Source organism: Bacillus sp. FJAT-25509 (assembly GCF_001420605.1).
GTDB lineage: Bacteria > Bacillota > Bacilli > Bacillales > Bacillaceae_G > Gottfriedia.
Window position 1 is genome coordinate 66,796 of sequence record NZ_LJIZ01000016.1, and the last position, 13,457, is coordinate 80,252.

Consider the following 13,457-nt stretch of genomic DNA (forward strand, 5'->3'; position numbering starts at 1 on the left):
AAAAAAACGAAGCAAACTGTCAATTTGATGGTTTGTTTTATTAGTTTAACTATCAACAATTTACTTTAACAGAGCTAAATTTTTAAAAATTAACTATATATAAAAGTAAGCCATTTGTTTTACAGAAAAAATAATAGATAAACTATATTTATTCCCCATTATCAAAATCTAGTAATTTTAAACTAATTCTTTCTTGCTCATCTATATAATTGCGGTGATATCTTCTTTCTTCATTATTTATTCTCCATCGCAAAATCATCTCAATTATTTTTATTTTTTAGTTTAGCATTATACAATGTTATTTAATAGTTAAGCTTAATCATTTTCTTATAAAGAAGAATAAATTGAACCAAGGAGTGTTTGGAATGGCACGTGTTTTATTTATTAATGGAGGCTCAGAAGGGCATATCAATCCTACTTTAGGAGTTGTAAAAGAGCTAGTTTCACGCGGTGAAGAGGTTGTCTACTTTTCGATAGAGTCTTTTCGAGATCGAATTGAAAAGACTGGAGCTACAGTGCGAACAATTGATGAACAAAAATTTATTAAAGCCTTTCTCTTAGGTGGTCGAACTCATTTACTAGAAAGAATTAATGGTCTATTACATACAGCAGAAATCGTTATACCTAGTGTTCTTGAACAGATTAAAGGAGAGCATTTTGATTACATCATACATGATTCTATGTTTGGTTGTGGACGTTTAATTGCTCAAATTCTTAAACTTCCCGCAATCAATTCCTGTACTACTTTTGCACAGACAGAAGAAACATTCGATAAAATGATGGAAAAGCAATTAAAGAATATTCCTGAAGAAATAATTAAACCGATTAATGATGAATTTAATAGACTGTCATTAAATATTAAGAAAAAATATGGTGTAGAGATCAATTCATCTTATGAAGTATTTTGTAATCCTGCTCCATTAACAATCGTATACACTACTAGAGCCTTTCAACCTGGTGGAGAGTCCTTTAATAATACATACAAATTTGTCGGCCCTTCTATCGGTTCACGATTACAACAGGAAACATTTGACCTTTCTACTATTAAAAGTAAAAGTCCTATATATATTTCTCTGGGAACTGTTTTTAACCGCTCTATTGATTTTTATAAGCTATGCTTTGAAGCATTTGGTCATAGTGAACACTCAGTCGTACTGTCGATAGGTAAACAAACTAATCTAGATGATTTAGGGATTATTCCTCAAAACTTTATTGTAAAACAATATGTTCCACAGACAGAAGTGCTAAAATTTACTAAATTATTTATAACGCATGGTGGAATGAACAGCACAAGTGAGGGTCTCTATTACGGAGTTCCATTAATCGTAATCCCTCAAAGCGCTGATCAGCCAATAATTGCAGAGCAAATAGCCAAGATTGGAGCAGGTTTGCAATTGCAAACACAAAATTTGTCACCTATACAACTGCGTGAAGCCGCAGAAGATGTGTTAAGTAATAGGTCTTCTTACATTAAAGTAATCGACAGCATTAAGAAATCTATTCGAGAAGCGGGAGGGTATAACCAGGCTGTTAATGAGATTTTCCATTTTTATTATAAATAGAAAATCTACAAGGCTATTTACAATCGGGGTAGATATTCTTCACGCTAGTCATTTCAAAAATAAAGAAAAAGCTGAATCGAAATAATTGATTCAGCTTTTTCTTGAACGATTTAAAAAAAATGATTTCCACTTTTTAATGCCCTTTTCCCCTATCACATCTATTACATTAACACCTTACATGTTTACGCTTAAATCCTAAAAGACCTTTATCTAAATCTTTTTGAATTTTTTCAGAGCAAAGTAATATAGTGCTTTTTTTCTTGTCCTTTTTCATTTCGACTGGTCCAATTACTTTAGCAGTTTCAATTGCTTTTTCATGTTGAGGTAAATATGAAATTGCTACTGTATAAACAAAATTATTCATTGCAGATTTAGTTCGTTCAGGAGAATCATGGATTGCATCTTTCACCTGGTCAAGCAAATTTGAAATCTTATCCGCATTAAATTCAGTATCTGAACGATTCCCCAAAAGCCAGCAGTAACAGCTCCAACCAGCAGACATTTTAAGTTCATCTCCGCTTGCAATCCATTTGTCGGCTACCTCTTGCGCTATATCGGCTTCAGCTAAAGTAACTGCAACTACATAGTCTGAAAGCATATAGAAATAAGCTCCATCAATCCAACTCTCAAAGTCTTCTTCAGTCATTTTCAAAGGATCTGCAATAATCCCCGCAAAATACATCGCATCGTAATTACCTGTTGCATATAATTGATTCGCTAATTGCTGATCCATTTTAATTTTCTTAGCGATCGGCTTCATTGCCCCTGTTGCCACTCCAAATAGTGGCTCATGTGCACCATTACTTAAGTATGTCTTTTTTGTCCGTTCCTTACCAAGTGCTTCTAGCTCCTGCATAACCGTTTCCAATTCCACTTTTTTACACTTCCTTTCTATCTATTCCATCTCCATTGTTTCCTTTTATTCAAAACTTTTATCAAGCAACTAAATTAGCAAAATAGTTGAACCACATTGTTAAAAATTAAGTTTTGCTGTTTTATAATCATTCAAATTTATATCCATTGAGTAAGTGATTTAACTGCTTTACTTGTGCCTTGGAAAAAATACCAATTAAACAATCTTGTCCTCCTAAGTCTAGAATATAAACTTGCTTATCCGTATTTTTTATTTCTAATAAATCATTAAACATAACAATAATTTTCTCATCGATCCAGTCATCATTTACTTCTAACTTCCAACAATAATCTCTTTCATCTAAAGTAAATGAAATTGATGCTACTTGATTTTCTATATCTACAATATCTTTAATATTTTTAAGATCTAAATAATTTTTTGATAAGTCTTTAATTCTTTCTGCAATTAGAACATAATCTCCTGTGTCCTCAATACATTCCGTATCCAGATACCATATTTCATTTGAACAGTTAATATAATTTCCGTTTAATTCCAATTCACTTCCTAAAGCGATTAGTAAATGCAGGTAAGGTTCTTGCTCAAATTCCTCTTTACTATACTCAGCAAAAATTAATTCTTCATTTAAAATTGGATTTAATTCTATGCCTATCTTTTGCAATTCAAATAATTGTTCATGGAAACTTACCTTCTTTTTAGATTTAAAAAAACGAAACATTCAATCACCAACTTAAAGATTAATTTATCTGTTTGCTTTATTAACCACCACAATATTATATCATTTCTTCTACTACTAAACCGCCGCAACTAAATATCCAATCAATTCTTCCCTATAACATCAAAAAAAAATAAGTTGCCATGACAACTCATTAACTTAAAAAATTATTTAATCATTACAACTCTATATAATTTATTATATTTTTTATTGATTTGGCATTGTCTATACTAACACTTCTATATCTGTTAAAACCATTGATTTTTATGATTGCACCACTTTTTGTGAACCAAAGTAATGAACTATATTCAACTGTTTTATCTATTGGACTTCTGAATGTTAACTGAACATCGTATTTTGCTAAATCAACAATTGGATTTTCTATTTTTTTACTAAATAAAAATATTTCTTCTAATTGATTTAATTTTGCTTGTTTTTCTACATTTATTGGTTTAAATTCGATTACATTTTTCCCGAACTTTGTGTAGTTATAACCAATCCATATTTCATTTTTTGCCTTAGTAAACTTCATATTTTCAAAATAAAGTCCACCTAAGCATAATCCTATGCTTGCTATGCATATCAAAAATATATATGGCCTTCTCAACTATAGCCCCTCCGTAAAATAGATCCGCTTCCTATCTCTATATAACCATATTTTACCATTTTTAAAAGTAGTTTAATATAAGAATTGTTCTAGTTTCATCTATCTTTCACATATTTTACTTGTTGTTTTTCGATTACTAGATTTCAGTTGGAGCGCAGATTATCTTTGAGTTTTGTCCATATACTGAATTTAGATAGATAGGAATTATTATGTAAAGTAAAAAACTCGCTAAAATAATTAGCGAGTTAATTTTTGTATTTAAATAGAGGTGTATATTTATATAAATCATTAATTTGACAAAAATTTTCCAATCTCATTTGACAAAATTGAAGTATCCCACGGATACCAATAGTAGGTTGCACCGTCAAATTCAATATTATATTTATAGGCAATTGGTTCATCTATAAACAATACAATTTCATAATGAGTAGAATCTGTATTATCATTATTTGGCTGGAAATTTGAATCTTCTTTACTATTCTTTAAAATATCCAGAAAGCTATCTATTTTTTCTTTGTCTTTAATCACCGATCTCTTTTTCGCGTTAGGGGAATAAGATTGATAGATTTCAATCTTACCTACCTTTTCGATTGGTACATCTTTAAAATACCACTTATAATCTGTAGTTCCTTTTGCATAATAGACGCTATATCCATTTATTGCAGTTCTATCTTTTAAGGCAATTAATTCAGGATTACCCTTTATTGAATAAATTTCCGTTCCTTTCTCATGGAATGCTGCATCTCCATCTTTTATTTTATAACTTGGATTTGTAACATGATCTGCTACTTTGAATTTTACTTCCCCTACTTTTTCATCAATAAATTTTTCATTAGTTAAAATGCCTGATTCTATGCCATAGTACTCAACCCCATTCCATCTAACAAAGTCTACCCAATCGATCGATGATTGACTTTCTGAAGTGGTAAAACGACATGCTACAAGTAGTAAAGGCAATATTATAAACAAAAGCTTGAACAGATTAACCTTTTTCATTAAAACCTCCTTAAAAATAGTCTTTTTTACATAGTATTCAATTTCTTTAATGAAATGCCCCATCACGTTTACACCTTGAACTCAATTATTCTTCACTCCTATTATTTTAAATCTCTACTAGTAGATGAAATAGAATAGTATGTGAAACAACGAATATATTAAAAAAATACTTAAGTGATAGGAAAGAAATCGTATCGACTACCAACATATTAAAAAGTCACAATCCTCCTAATTTCAATAAGTGCTCCAAATTCATATGAAATAATTTAGGGATTTTATTGTGTTTTACGCCCACTAATTAATCGTGACAAAAGCACATTTTTTATAAAAAGTCGTCTTTGAAAGCACTTACATTTTAATTGAACATAAAATATTATTGAATGGAGGGATGAGTGAATGGAAAGAATTTTTTTAATGTTAGCTAGTATTATAGCTGGTTTTGCTTTAATCAAAATGCCTTTAGCAGGCACATTCTTATCAAGTGTACAGCCATTAACTGATTTAATTGGTATTTTAGCTATTTTAATTTTCTCCCTTTTCCTAATATATAAAGCTTTTATGAATCTTATCGGTAAGTAGGTAGAATATTAGGTTTAGGAATCTTTTTAAAATATACTAACGTAACAAATCATTAAATAAACCTGTATCTGATTACTAGTTAATCTAAGATACAGGTTATTTTTTATAATGCCAAAAATACTTCTAGTGTTCTTTCCTTCTAATTGAATTATTTCCCTTAACTCGCTTTAAGGTAGCTACGATCAGAAAGCTTACAATTACTAATAAGAGCCATGAACTTACTTTTCCTAAATGAACTAAACTCCAAGCAACCGACTGATTAGGATATTGCCATGCTCCAAAAAACGTTGCAATATTTTCGGCAATCCATATAAAAAATCCGATTAGGACGAAAGAAAGTGCAATTGGCATTCGGTATCTGGTCCCATTGACTTCATAAGTGACCCAAGATTTCCAAAAAACAATTATGACAAGCCCTGATAACCACCAACGAACGTCCATCCAAAAATGGTGGGTAAAGAAATTCAAATAAATTGCTGCTGCAAGTGAAGCAACTACAAAAAATGGTGGCCAATTAATTAGTTCAACCTTCAACCTTCTCCACGCTTGACATAAATAACTTGCAACACTTGCGTACATAAATCCACTATATAGTGGCACTCCAAATAGTTTTGAGTATCCTTCCCCTGGATATGCCCAAGAGCCCATATGTACTTTAAAAAGTTCAAGCGCAAGTCCTATTAGGTGAAACAATGTGATGACTTTTAATTCATCCAATGTTTCAAGTCCGGTACGCACCATTAACCACTGCATCAAAATACAGATCAAAAGTAACCAATCATATCGAGGCAGAAATGGAAGTGGTACAATTTTAGTAAAAGCTAACGAGGCAAAAATCACTACAGGAAAAATACAAGATAAAGCCTGCTCCAAACCAAATCGAACAAGTTGTTTGATCGCTCTTATAAAATGTGACTCAGTCTTTTGAAGTATTAAATTCACAATTAGCTCTCCTTCATAAATTTATATCAATCTTATCGATTTACTTGTTGTCTTCATCATTTTGGTACTCTAAAATATCTCCAGGTTGACACTCTAGGGCCTTACAAATCGCTTCTAAAGTTGCAAAACGAATGGCTTTTGCTTTGCCGTTTTTCAATATAGATAGATTCGCCATCGTAATCCCAACCTTTTCCGAAAGCTCGGTTACACTCATTTTCCTTTTTGCTAACATTACATCAATATTGATAATAATTGCCATGTTCTTCACCTCAGACCGTTAAATCATTTTCTGATTTTATATCAATCGCCTCTTTCAAAAGCTTTTCGAGAACGGCTGCAAAGACTGCAATTACCAATGAAGCAAAAATCAAAATCATGCCAATAACAATAATTCCTGGAGCATCATCCATATCTGCAATTAAATAAAAAAGTGGCAACCCTAATACATACAAAACACTAATTGCTATTGCACTAAATTTTATTTTCTTTAAAGCATTAACCGATAATTCCGAGAAAGCTTTGTTTTTATCAATATAGCTTAAAAGCTTAAATGCTTGATAAAGAGCAAAATAGAAAGGAATCGCAGCTGCATAAAGATCTATAAAAATAAAATATTTCATTAATGCAATATTCGGATACAGCTCAGCTGCAAATTCTGCAATCTTAGGAACCACAAATATACACAATGCAAGAACTGGTAGCCCAATAAGAATCACTACTATTTTTAAAAAGAGAGTTGATCCTCGTTTCATAAAAGCACCTCACTAAATTATTTTCAATTTGAATTTACCATACAATTTATCGTTTTACAATAAATTATTGTTGTTTTTTATTATATTATTATTGTTATAAAAATATCATTACATTTTATAAATAGTAAAAAAGCATTTCTCACCTAAAGAAATGCTCGTGAAAACTTAATCATCGACCTCTCCTCATAAAGAGAAAATTTTTAAAAATGTTAGAGTTGAAATAAATTAACAGATTAATTTTTACTGTGAGTAACATATTATTGTTTTTAACAGTATATTGTTATTAACAGTATGAAATTATTTTTTGTGAGGAAATTTACGAATTTAGGAGGTTTACAATTTATGAAACATACAGGCCGACATACAGGTGCATTTCTTTTATTGTTTTTAACAGAAGGGGACAGTTATGGAGGGAAGCTTTTACAGAAGTGTGAGGAAGAACTTCCAATCAATCCAATTGACAGTTCCATATTATATCGAACTCTAAAGCAATTAGAGACTGAAGGTGCTGTTGAGTCTTATTTAGGTACATCCGAGCAAGATAAACCGATCAAGATGTACAAAATTACTGAAGTTGGAAAAGAAAAATTAGAAGAATTTCAAATAAACATTGAAGAAAAACTTAAGAATTTAACATTTTTCCTAAGCAGATACAATGTATGGAAGGTGAAGAATCATGATTAATGCTTCGATCCTATACAGTTTAGCCATCATTCTTACTATTATTTCTTTTATAAAAGATCGAGAAAAAACGAAAGAGGCTCTATTAAAATCATGGAAGATGTTTTGTAATATTTTACCTGAAATTTTAACTATTATGTTTTTTGTAGGACTATCCTTATCGTTATTAACGCCCTCACTCGTTTCTTCGATTATTGGGGAACAATCTGGAATAAAAGGAATTATACTATCTACATTAATTGGGTCAGTTGGACTAATTCCTAGTTTTATCGTTTTTCCTCTTGGAGAAACATTAGTCCAAAATGGTGCTGGACTCCCACAAGTAGCAGTGTTAATGTCTACATTAATGTCTGTGGGAATTGTTACTTTACCTATGGAACAAAAATTATTTGGAAGAAGTTTTGCATATGCACGTAATGCAAGTGGACTTTTAATGTCTCTTTTATTTGCATATATTATTTGGTTGGTGATGGTATGAGACAATTAAGAAAATATCGTTTCTTTTTTATATTATTTGGGTCGTTCATCGTTCTAACATTAATAAACCACTCACTTGGAATGAAAGCATTTCAATTAACTGGAAATAGTATTTTAAATATGTTATTTCTCCTTCCACCTGTTTTAATATTTGTTGGCTTACTTGACAAATGGGTTGAAAAAGAAACCCTTATTAAATATATGGGGGATAAATCCGGTATTTACGGTGTTTTGTTTGCTCTCTTACTTGGTGGTATTGCAGCTGGTCCACTATACCTAGCTTTTCCAATCGCGGTACTTTTATTGAAAAAAGGAGCAAGTATTCGCTATGTTGTTTTCTTTTTAGGAGTTTGGACAACGGCTAAACTACCTGTCGTTATATATGAATTTGCTTCATTTGGTATAAAATTTACACTGATTCATATATGTTTTGGCTTAGTATTTTACTATTTAATGGGAATCATTTTTGAGAAGTTTTATAATCATAAACAATTGTTAAATTTTGATAATAACAAAGATATTTCTTTATAGATATAATCTTAATGAAAAAAGAGTACAAAATGAAGAGCGATTTATCCTCAACACAAACAAACTAAATGAATAACTGCAAACTCAAGAAGACCAGCCCCTATGCTAGTCTTCTTGAAATGATTAAAGTATAAACCGCTATCTCTTGTTTAGTATCCATTGCAGTCACATGAAATGTTCAATTATATAGCCTATTGCACTTGTCGTATCATTTCCCACCGTGTCTATCTAAATCTTTCTCTTCAATTTTTTGTAAAATCTGTATGAGTGTCTAGTAAAATCCAAGAATTTCAATGGGATTTTAATAGGTACTTTATACAAAGTTTTTTTATATAGTTTATAGTAAGCTTTGACTAAATCTTCCCACTTTTCATCCTTGCCTTTTTTGTAAAAGTCAGATATATCTACAACGTATCCTCTACCATCTTTCATCATCACATTTTTTCCGTGAACGTCGTATGGATTTAACCCACGACTAATCGCATACTTAAGCGCAATATTTACATCTTTAATCACACTCTCAGGTATTTGATCACCATTCGCAAGGGCGTTGTATAGGGTAATTCCTTCTAATCTTTTTAAGACTAGATATTTTTCACCGTATTGTATCAATTTCGAATAAGCTGGATGTTCTCCCAATTGTTTATAGACTTGAACTTCTTTTTCTAAACCATCTAGGTCTTTTCCATACACTTTAACGACTACATTTGGTTCAGAATGGTGAATAAAAACAGCAGCATAATTACCTGATCCAATGCATTTCCAGCCTTCAGGTATATTCTTAACTACTATTGGGTCATTTGGGCGTTCACTCTTGAGGTTTACATTCGTAATTAATTCATTTTCAATTAGAATCTTAAATTCTGATTGATTTATTAAAATAGACATTCGTTTACCCCTTTATATCTGTTTCCTATTATCTCTCAATCAATTAGCCTATTAAAAAATTTACCAATTCGTTAAACCTGTTAATAATGCTTCAAAATTAGGAGCTATATTGATTATTTGATCTTCATCCACGTCAATATATATAACTGGTGCCGCTTCTTTTGTCTTCCTATAATCCAGCAGCAATCTAAGAATGTCCATCACCTTAAATTAGAACAATATTAAGTGGCAAGCCCATTCTTTTATAAGATACTCACTTTCTAAAATCCCAGTTTCCTCACCAATTTATAAAATATGATCTACATTAATGTGGTCATCAGCCCATGAAGTTGGAATTTCAGTACGAAATGAATTATATTTAATCATTCTCCCGTTTTGTTGTTTAAGAATCTCTATGTATTTATTAGGTAATTTAATGTTAAACTTTTTTTCTGCCTTTTTTATCATCTCGCGCGTTATTGGTTCTAATTGATATAAGTCGTTCTCCTCTAGCCAAATGCTTCTTCATTTTAAGCACTCCTTGATTAGGATCATTTCAAGGCTTAAGTTATTAAATCTATCATTATATAAGACTTTATTTCTTAAATAACTGATTTACTTTATTTTTCTCTTTTAAATTAGTGTGGATTAGTTCCTCTAGTTCCTTTTCATTTGTGTAAGAACTTAAATCTTTTCCATACCATTCATCCAGATGTTGTCTTTTTACAGTATAATTTTGATCAGCAAAATCAAAAACAATCCATTCTACATTTTTGATCAATGCAAATAAGTAAGTTGCGTTATTTATTACGATATTTTTAGTATTTGCGGGTAAATTCTTATATTCAATCGTTATACCATAAGGCTTCTTTTTTGTTTGGAGTGACACTTGGGTGAATTCTTTATGATTCGGTAATTGTTTTATAATATTTCCTACAGCACTGTTATTACCGACATAAGAATTTTTATAATGAAAAATATCCTTACTTGTGTTTTTGCTTAAAGAACAGCTGGTTAAACTGATCAATAACATTATTAGTATGAAATAAGCTAAAAATTTTTTCATATTTCCCCCTTTGTAATTGAGCACGAATTCAATTAGTGAGCACAATTAAATATACGATTTTACTAAGAAATTGATTAAACTTTTTATCAAGCATGCAAATTGTTAAATAGGAGCTGATTAATCAGCTCCTATTTCATCTTAATTATAAATTAAATTTGATTTTTACATTTGAAGCCCTTGTTCACGTTCTTTTTTTCCTCCACGTGACCAAATCACGACTGGAATAAGGATTAAAGACAAAGCTCCTCCAGCTAATGATAATGTTGCATAGCTTGAATTAGCTACAATCATTCCAGACAAAGCTCCTCCAGATGCTCCTGCTAGTGCAATAAGTACATCAACAGTCCCTTGAGTTTTGGCACGTGTAGATGAATCTGTTGAATCAACAATTTGAGCAGTCCCACTGATTAGTCCAAAGTTCCAACCTAATCCTAGTAATGAAAGCGCAACTACTAGAAGAATCATTGAATCACTAGGTGCTAATGCAGCGGTCAATCCTGCTAAGAGTAGAGTCGCCCCAGACGCAATCGACATGGCAGTTCGACCGACTTTATCAACTAGAATTCCTGTAATTAATGAAGGAAGATACATCGATCCAATATGAAATGCAATCACGATCCCTACTTCATTTAGTCCATGACCGTGATGTTCCATATGAATAGGTGTCATTGTCATAATAGCAACCATTACAATTTGTGTCAGTACCATAGTTGCGGCTCCAACAGCAATTCCCCTGTTGTTTTTAATACTTTCTACAGGTGATGTATTTTCCACATTAACTTGTTTTGTTTTATTTGACTCGATCATTTTTGCGATAATTAATGGGTCTGGATTAAGCATAATGAAAAGAAAAAGACCAGCCAAAATGAAAGCAGTTGCAGATAAGATGAACGGACCTGCAAGTGCTGGTACGCCAATGGAAGTTGCAAATTTCCCCATTGGTCCGATTAAGTTAGGACCTGCAACAGCACCAAAAGTTGTAGAAACCATTGCAATACTAATCGCTTTAGCACGTTGTTTATTATTTGCTAAATCAGTTCCCGCATATCTAGCCTGCAAATTGGTTGCTGTTCCTGCACCGTAAATCAAAAGTGAGGCAAATAAAAGGATAATACTGTTTGTCATCGCTGCAATTACTACACCGATTGCACCAAGTCCACCTGTAAAAAATCCCCCAGCAAGCCCTATTCGTCGACCAAACTTTTGAGAAAGCCTACCGACAATTAATGCCGCTCCTGCCGAACCTAGTGTAAACAGGGATGCAGGAAGACCAGTAAAAGCATCTGTACCAAGCATTTGTTGTGCTAGTAGTGCACCCACTGTAACCCCAGCAGCTAAACCTGCTCCACCAAAAATTTGCGAAATGCTAACCATCAAGAGTGTCCGTTTATATAGCATTTTTTGTTTTTCCTCTGAATTCACATAATCCATTGCAAAATTATGGGCTCGATTATTCATTTATACACCTTCTTCTATCTCGTGCGATTATTTAAATATGATTGCTAATGAATGTAAACGTTCTCTTTTATTTTAACAAAAATCAATTTATATCAAACTATTATTTTTATTTTCTTTCGTAAATTTAAATCAAATCTTCAATAGATAGAATTTCTTCACTGGACAGATCAACAGCAAACCATGTTGAACAATCAAATTCATCTAATGCATAATTCCAAGCAATAACAAAATGAATTTGAGTTACCTCATTTATTTCAAGTGATGTAAGTGGCACAGAAAGTCCAGTATAGTCTTTGTTGTACTGAATTATATTGTCTGGAAATTCTTGTTCCAATCGATTAAATTTATTCGCCATCATGTCTTTTTCATGGAATCGATTTAGTAATTTATTTCCGTCTTGTGTTCCGATAGTCATATTAAATTCTTTATACTCAAATGTTATGGCATCTAGATTTTCTCCACTATTAGAACCACAAACAGTTTCTTTTAAATTGATCGGTATTAATTTTGTATCGAACTTACATTTTAAACTTTTGACTAATGGTTTAATCCTCCAAATTCCAGCAATAACTTTTTCAACTTTCATATGATTAGGGATTTTATAATCAGGTTCGCAAATTACTAATTCGGCAATAAAATGTTGATGGTTATAACAAAGTAAAGTGCCACCATTATAGAGCGTAAAACATTCCGAAATTTCAGTTAAGTTATTGTACCGTTTATCGTCAATATTTAGTTCCAACAAAACTAGACCAAGAGGTGTTAAGATTTCTTTGTAACAGATGTTTGCTTGAGCATATGTATTTTTACTTTGAAAAAGCTTCATATTTCCCTCTCCTATATAACTTATACACATCATTCTCTGGATCTACAACGAATTCATACTTATTTCCTTTCAATTGATCATCATAGACTTCAAATTAACAGATAAAACAAATGCATCGAGCCTTTTGACTTGATGCATTTGTTCTTTTAATAGAATGAATAAGTAACGATTCTACGCTTTTTTAACAAATTCAGACTTCAACTTCATGGCACCAAAACCTTCTATTTTACAATCGATATCGTGATCGCCTTCGACTAATCGAATACTTTTCACTTTTGTACCAATTTTAACGACAAGTGATGTGCCCTTTACTTTTAAATCCTTTATAACAGTAACTGAATCTCCATCATTTAAAATATTACCGTTCGCATCTTTCACTACTTTTGTTTCGTCATTTGTATTTACTGTTTCCATTGTCCATTCATAACCACATTCTGGACAAATTAAAAGATTTCCATCTTCATATGTATATGCTGAATTACATTTAGGACAATTAGGTAGATTTTCCATTGTTTTTCCTCCGCTCATTA

The 13,457-nt window shown here is 31.6% G+C and carries 19 protein-coding genes; 5 read left to right on the plus strand and 14 right to left on the minus strand.

What is annotated here, in order from left to right; translation table 11 throughout:
• The first annotated feature begins 365 nt into the window (after positions 1-365).
• Positions 366-1,562: a macrolide family glycosyltransferase gene (locus AN960_RS09620; protein ID WP_056470234.1), complete on the plus strand. Its 1,197-nt coding sequence runs from the start codon at positions 366-368 to the stop codon at positions 1,560-1,562.
• A 166-nt stretch (positions 1,563-1,728) separates the two neighbouring features.
• Here the strand turns inward: AN960_RS09620 and AN960_RS09625 are convergent, their stop codons facing one another.
• From AN960_RS09625 to AN960_RS09640, 4 genes are all read right to left on the minus strand, one after another.
• Positions 1,729-2,436: a DNA alkylation repair protein gene (locus AN960_RS09625; protein ID WP_056470236.1), complete on the minus strand. Its 708-nt coding sequence runs from the start codon at positions 2,434-2,436 to the stop codon at positions 1,729-1,731.
• A gap of 127 nt (positions 2,437-2,563) precedes the next feature.
• On the minus strand, positions 2,564-3,151 hold the full coding sequence (locus tag AN960_RS09630) for a hypothetical protein (RefSeq protein WP_056470239.1): 588 nt from the start codon (positions 3,149-3,151) through the stop codon (positions 2,564-2,566).
• Positions 3,152-3,326: 175 nt separating this feature from the next.
• Complete coding sequence (locus AN960_RS09635; RefSeq protein WP_056470242.1) at positions 3,327-3,755, minus strand: hypothetical protein; 429 nt, start codon at positions 3,753-3,755, stop codon at positions 3,327-3,329.
• A 288-nt stretch (positions 3,756-4,043) separates the two neighbouring features.
• On the minus strand, positions 4,044-4,751 hold the full coding sequence (locus AN960_RS09640; RefSeq protein WP_156339659.1) for a hypothetical protein: 708 nt from the start codon (positions 4,749-4,751) through the stop codon (positions 4,044-4,046).
• A 396-nt stretch (positions 4,752-5,147) separates the two neighbouring features.
• Between AN960_RS09640 and AN960_RS09645 the strand changes: the two genes are divergently transcribed.
• Positions 5,148-5,330 carry a hypothetical protein gene (locus AN960_RS09645; RefSeq protein ID WP_056470246.1) on the plus strand — a complete coding sequence of 61 codons (183 nt, stop codon included), beginning with the start codon at positions 5,148-5,150 and terminating at the stop codon, positions 5,328-5,330.
• Between the two features lie 123 nt (positions 5,331-5,453).
• Here AN960_RS09645 and AN960_RS09650 read toward each other — a convergent pair whose 3' ends face one another.
• From AN960_RS09650 to AN960_RS09660, 3 genes are all read right to left on the minus strand, one after another.
• Positions 5,454-6,236, minus strand: a complete 783-nt coding sequence (locus AN960_RS09650; RefSeq protein WP_082459474.1) for a DUF817 domain-containing protein — start codon at positions 6,234-6,236, stop codon at positions 5,454-5,456.
• Between the two features lie 76 nt (positions 6,237-6,312).
• Positions 6,313-6,531 (minus strand): helix-turn-helix domain-containing protein, encoded by a 219-nt coding sequence (locus tag AN960_RS09655; RefSeq protein ID WP_056470252.1) that lies wholly within the window; start codon positions 6,529-6,531, stop codon positions 6,313-6,315.
• Between the two features lie 10 nt (positions 6,532-6,541).
• Entirely contained in the window at positions 6,542-7,024 is a 483-nt protein-coding gene (locus AN960_RS09660) for a DUF2975 domain-containing protein (protein ID WP_056470254.1), read from the minus strand.
• Positions 7,025-7,366: 342 nt separating this feature from the next.
• Between AN960_RS09660 and AN960_RS09665 the strand changes: the two genes are divergently transcribed.
• From AN960_RS09665 to AN960_RS09675, 3 genes are read left to right on the plus strand one after another with little or no spacing between them, the layout of a single operon-like run.
• Positions 7,367-7,708, plus strand: coding sequence for a PadR family transcriptional regulator (locus AN960_RS09665; protein ID WP_056470256.1), 342 nt, complete (start codon positions 7,367-7,369; stop codon positions 7,706-7,708).
• The gene (locus AN960_RS09670; RefSeq protein ID WP_056470261.1) at positions 7,701-8,183 is read left to right on the plus strand and encodes a hypothetical protein; all 483 of its coding nucleotides are present in this window, start codon (positions 7,701-7,703) and stop codon (positions 8,181-8,183) included. Before AN960_RS09665 ends, AN960_RS09670 begins: the two co-directional genes overlap by 8 nt.
• On the plus strand, positions 8,180-8,713 hold the full coding sequence (locus tag AN960_RS09675) for a permease (protein WP_056470263.1): 534 nt from the start codon (positions 8,180-8,182) through the stop codon (positions 8,711-8,713). Before AN960_RS09670 ends, AN960_RS09675 begins: the two co-directional genes overlap by 4 nt.
• A 225-nt stretch (positions 8,714-8,938) precedes the next feature.
• Here AN960_RS09675 and AN960_RS09680 read toward each other — a convergent pair whose 3' ends face one another.
• The 7 genes from AN960_RS09680 to AN960_RS09705 form a co-directional block, all read right to left on the minus strand.
• Positions 8,939-9,598 (minus strand): serine/threonine-protein kinase, encoded by a 660-nt coding sequence (locus AN960_RS09680; RefSeq protein WP_056470266.1) that lies wholly within the window; start codon positions 9,596-9,598, stop codon positions 8,939-8,941.
• A 60-nt stretch (positions 9,599-9,658) separates the two neighbouring features.
• On the minus strand, positions 9,659-9,784 hold the full coding sequence (locus tag AN960_RS25435) for an SMI1/KNR4 family protein (protein ID WP_286131681.1): 126 nt from the start codon (positions 9,782-9,784) through the stop codon (positions 9,659-9,661).
• Positions 9,785-9,883: 99 nt separating this feature from the next.
• The gene (locus AN960_RS25440) at positions 9,884-10,045 is read right to left on the minus strand and encodes an SMI1/KNR4 family protein (RefSeq protein WP_286131682.1); all 162 of its coding nucleotides are present in this window, start codon (positions 10,043-10,045) and stop codon (positions 9,884-9,886) included.
• A gap of 127 nt (positions 10,046-10,172) precedes the next feature.
• Complete coding sequence (locus AN960_RS09690; protein WP_056470269.1) at positions 10,173-10,643, minus strand: DUF4825 domain-containing protein; 471 nt, start codon at positions 10,641-10,643, stop codon at positions 10,173-10,175.
• Positions 10,644-10,805: 162 nt separating this feature from the next.
• Positions 10,806-12,101 carry an MFS transporter gene (locus tag AN960_RS09695; RefSeq protein WP_056470272.1) on the minus strand — a complete coding sequence of 432 codons (1,296 nt, stop codon included), beginning with the start codon at positions 12,099-12,101 and terminating at the stop codon, positions 10,806-10,808.
• 124 nt (positions 12,102-12,225) lie between these two features.
• Positions 12,226-12,927 carry a hypothetical protein gene (locus AN960_RS09700; RefSeq protein WP_056470275.1) on the minus strand — a complete coding sequence of 234 codons (702 nt, stop codon included), beginning with the start codon at positions 12,925-12,927 and terminating at the stop codon, positions 12,226-12,228.
• A gap of 171 nt (positions 12,928-13,098) precedes the next feature.
• Complete coding sequence (locus AN960_RS09705; protein ID WP_056470278.1) at positions 13,099-13,437, minus strand: zinc ribbon domain-containing protein YjdM; 339 nt, start codon at positions 13,435-13,437, stop codon at positions 13,099-13,101.
• Between the last annotated feature and the right edge of the window lie 20 nt (positions 13,438-13,457).

What these genes read in the sequence shown, in the direction of transcription:
- AN960_RS09620 (WP_056470234.1), top strand. Translation starts at nt 366, where the DNA reads ATGGCACGTGTTTTATTTATTAATGGAGGCTCAGAAGGGCATATCAAT.
- AN960_RS09630 (WP_056470239.1), bottom strand. Translation starts at nt 3,151, where the DNA reads ATGTTTCGTTTTTTTAAATCTAAAAAGAAGGTAAGTTTCCATGAACAA.
- AN960_RS09640 (WP_156339659.1), bottom strand. Translation starts at nt 4,751, where the DNA reads ATGAAAAAGGTTAATCTGTTCAAGCTTTTGTTTATAATATTGCCTTTA.
- AN960_RS09645 (WP_056470246.1), top strand. Translation starts at nt 5,148, where the DNA reads ATGGAAAGAATTTTTTTAATGTTAGCTAGTATTATAGCTGGTTTTGCT.
- AN960_RS09655 (WP_056470252.1), bottom strand. Translation starts at nt 6,531, where the DNA reads ATGGCAATTATTATCAATATTGATGTAATGTTAGCAAAAAGGAAAATG.
- AN960_RS09660 (WP_056470254.1), bottom strand. Translation starts at nt 7,024, where the DNA reads ATGAAACGAGGATCAACTCTCTTTTTAAAAATAGTAGTGATTCTTATT.
- AN960_RS09665 (WP_056470256.1), top strand. Translation starts at nt 7,367, where the DNA reads ATGAAACATACAGGCCGACATACAGGTGCATTTCTTTTATTGTTTTTA.
- AN960_RS09670 (WP_056470261.1), top strand. Translation starts at nt 7,701, where the DNA reads ATGATTAATGCTTCGATCCTATACAGTTTAGCCATCATTCTTACTATT.
- AN960_RS09675 (WP_056470263.1), top strand. Translation starts at nt 8,180, where the DNA reads ATGAGACAATTAAGAAAATATCGTTTCTTTTTTATATTATTTGGGTCG.
- AN960_RS09680 (WP_056470266.1), bottom strand. Translation starts at nt 9,598, where the DNA reads ATGTCTATTTTAATAAATCAATCAGAATTTAAGATTCTAATTGAAAAT.
- AN960_RS25440 (WP_286131682.1), bottom strand. Translation starts at nt 10,045, where the DNA reads ATGATAAAAAAGGCAGAAAAAAAGTTTAACATTAAATTACCTAATAAA.
- AN960_RS09690 (WP_056470269.1), bottom strand. Translation starts at nt 10,643, where the DNA reads ATGAAAAAATTTTTAGCTTATTTCATACTAATAATGTTATTGATCAGT.
- AN960_RS09695 (WP_056470272.1), bottom strand. Translation starts at nt 12,101, where the DNA reads ATGAATAATCGAGCCCATAATTTTGCAATGGATTATGTGAATTCAGAG.
- AN960_RS09700 (WP_056470275.1), bottom strand. Translation starts at nt 12,927, where the DNA reads ATGAAGCTTTTTCAAAGTAAAAATACATATGCTCAAGCAAACATCTGT.
- AN960_RS09705 (WP_056470278.1), bottom strand. Translation starts at nt 13,437, where the DNA reads ATGGAAAATCTACCTAATTGTCCTAAATGTAATTCAGCATATACATAT.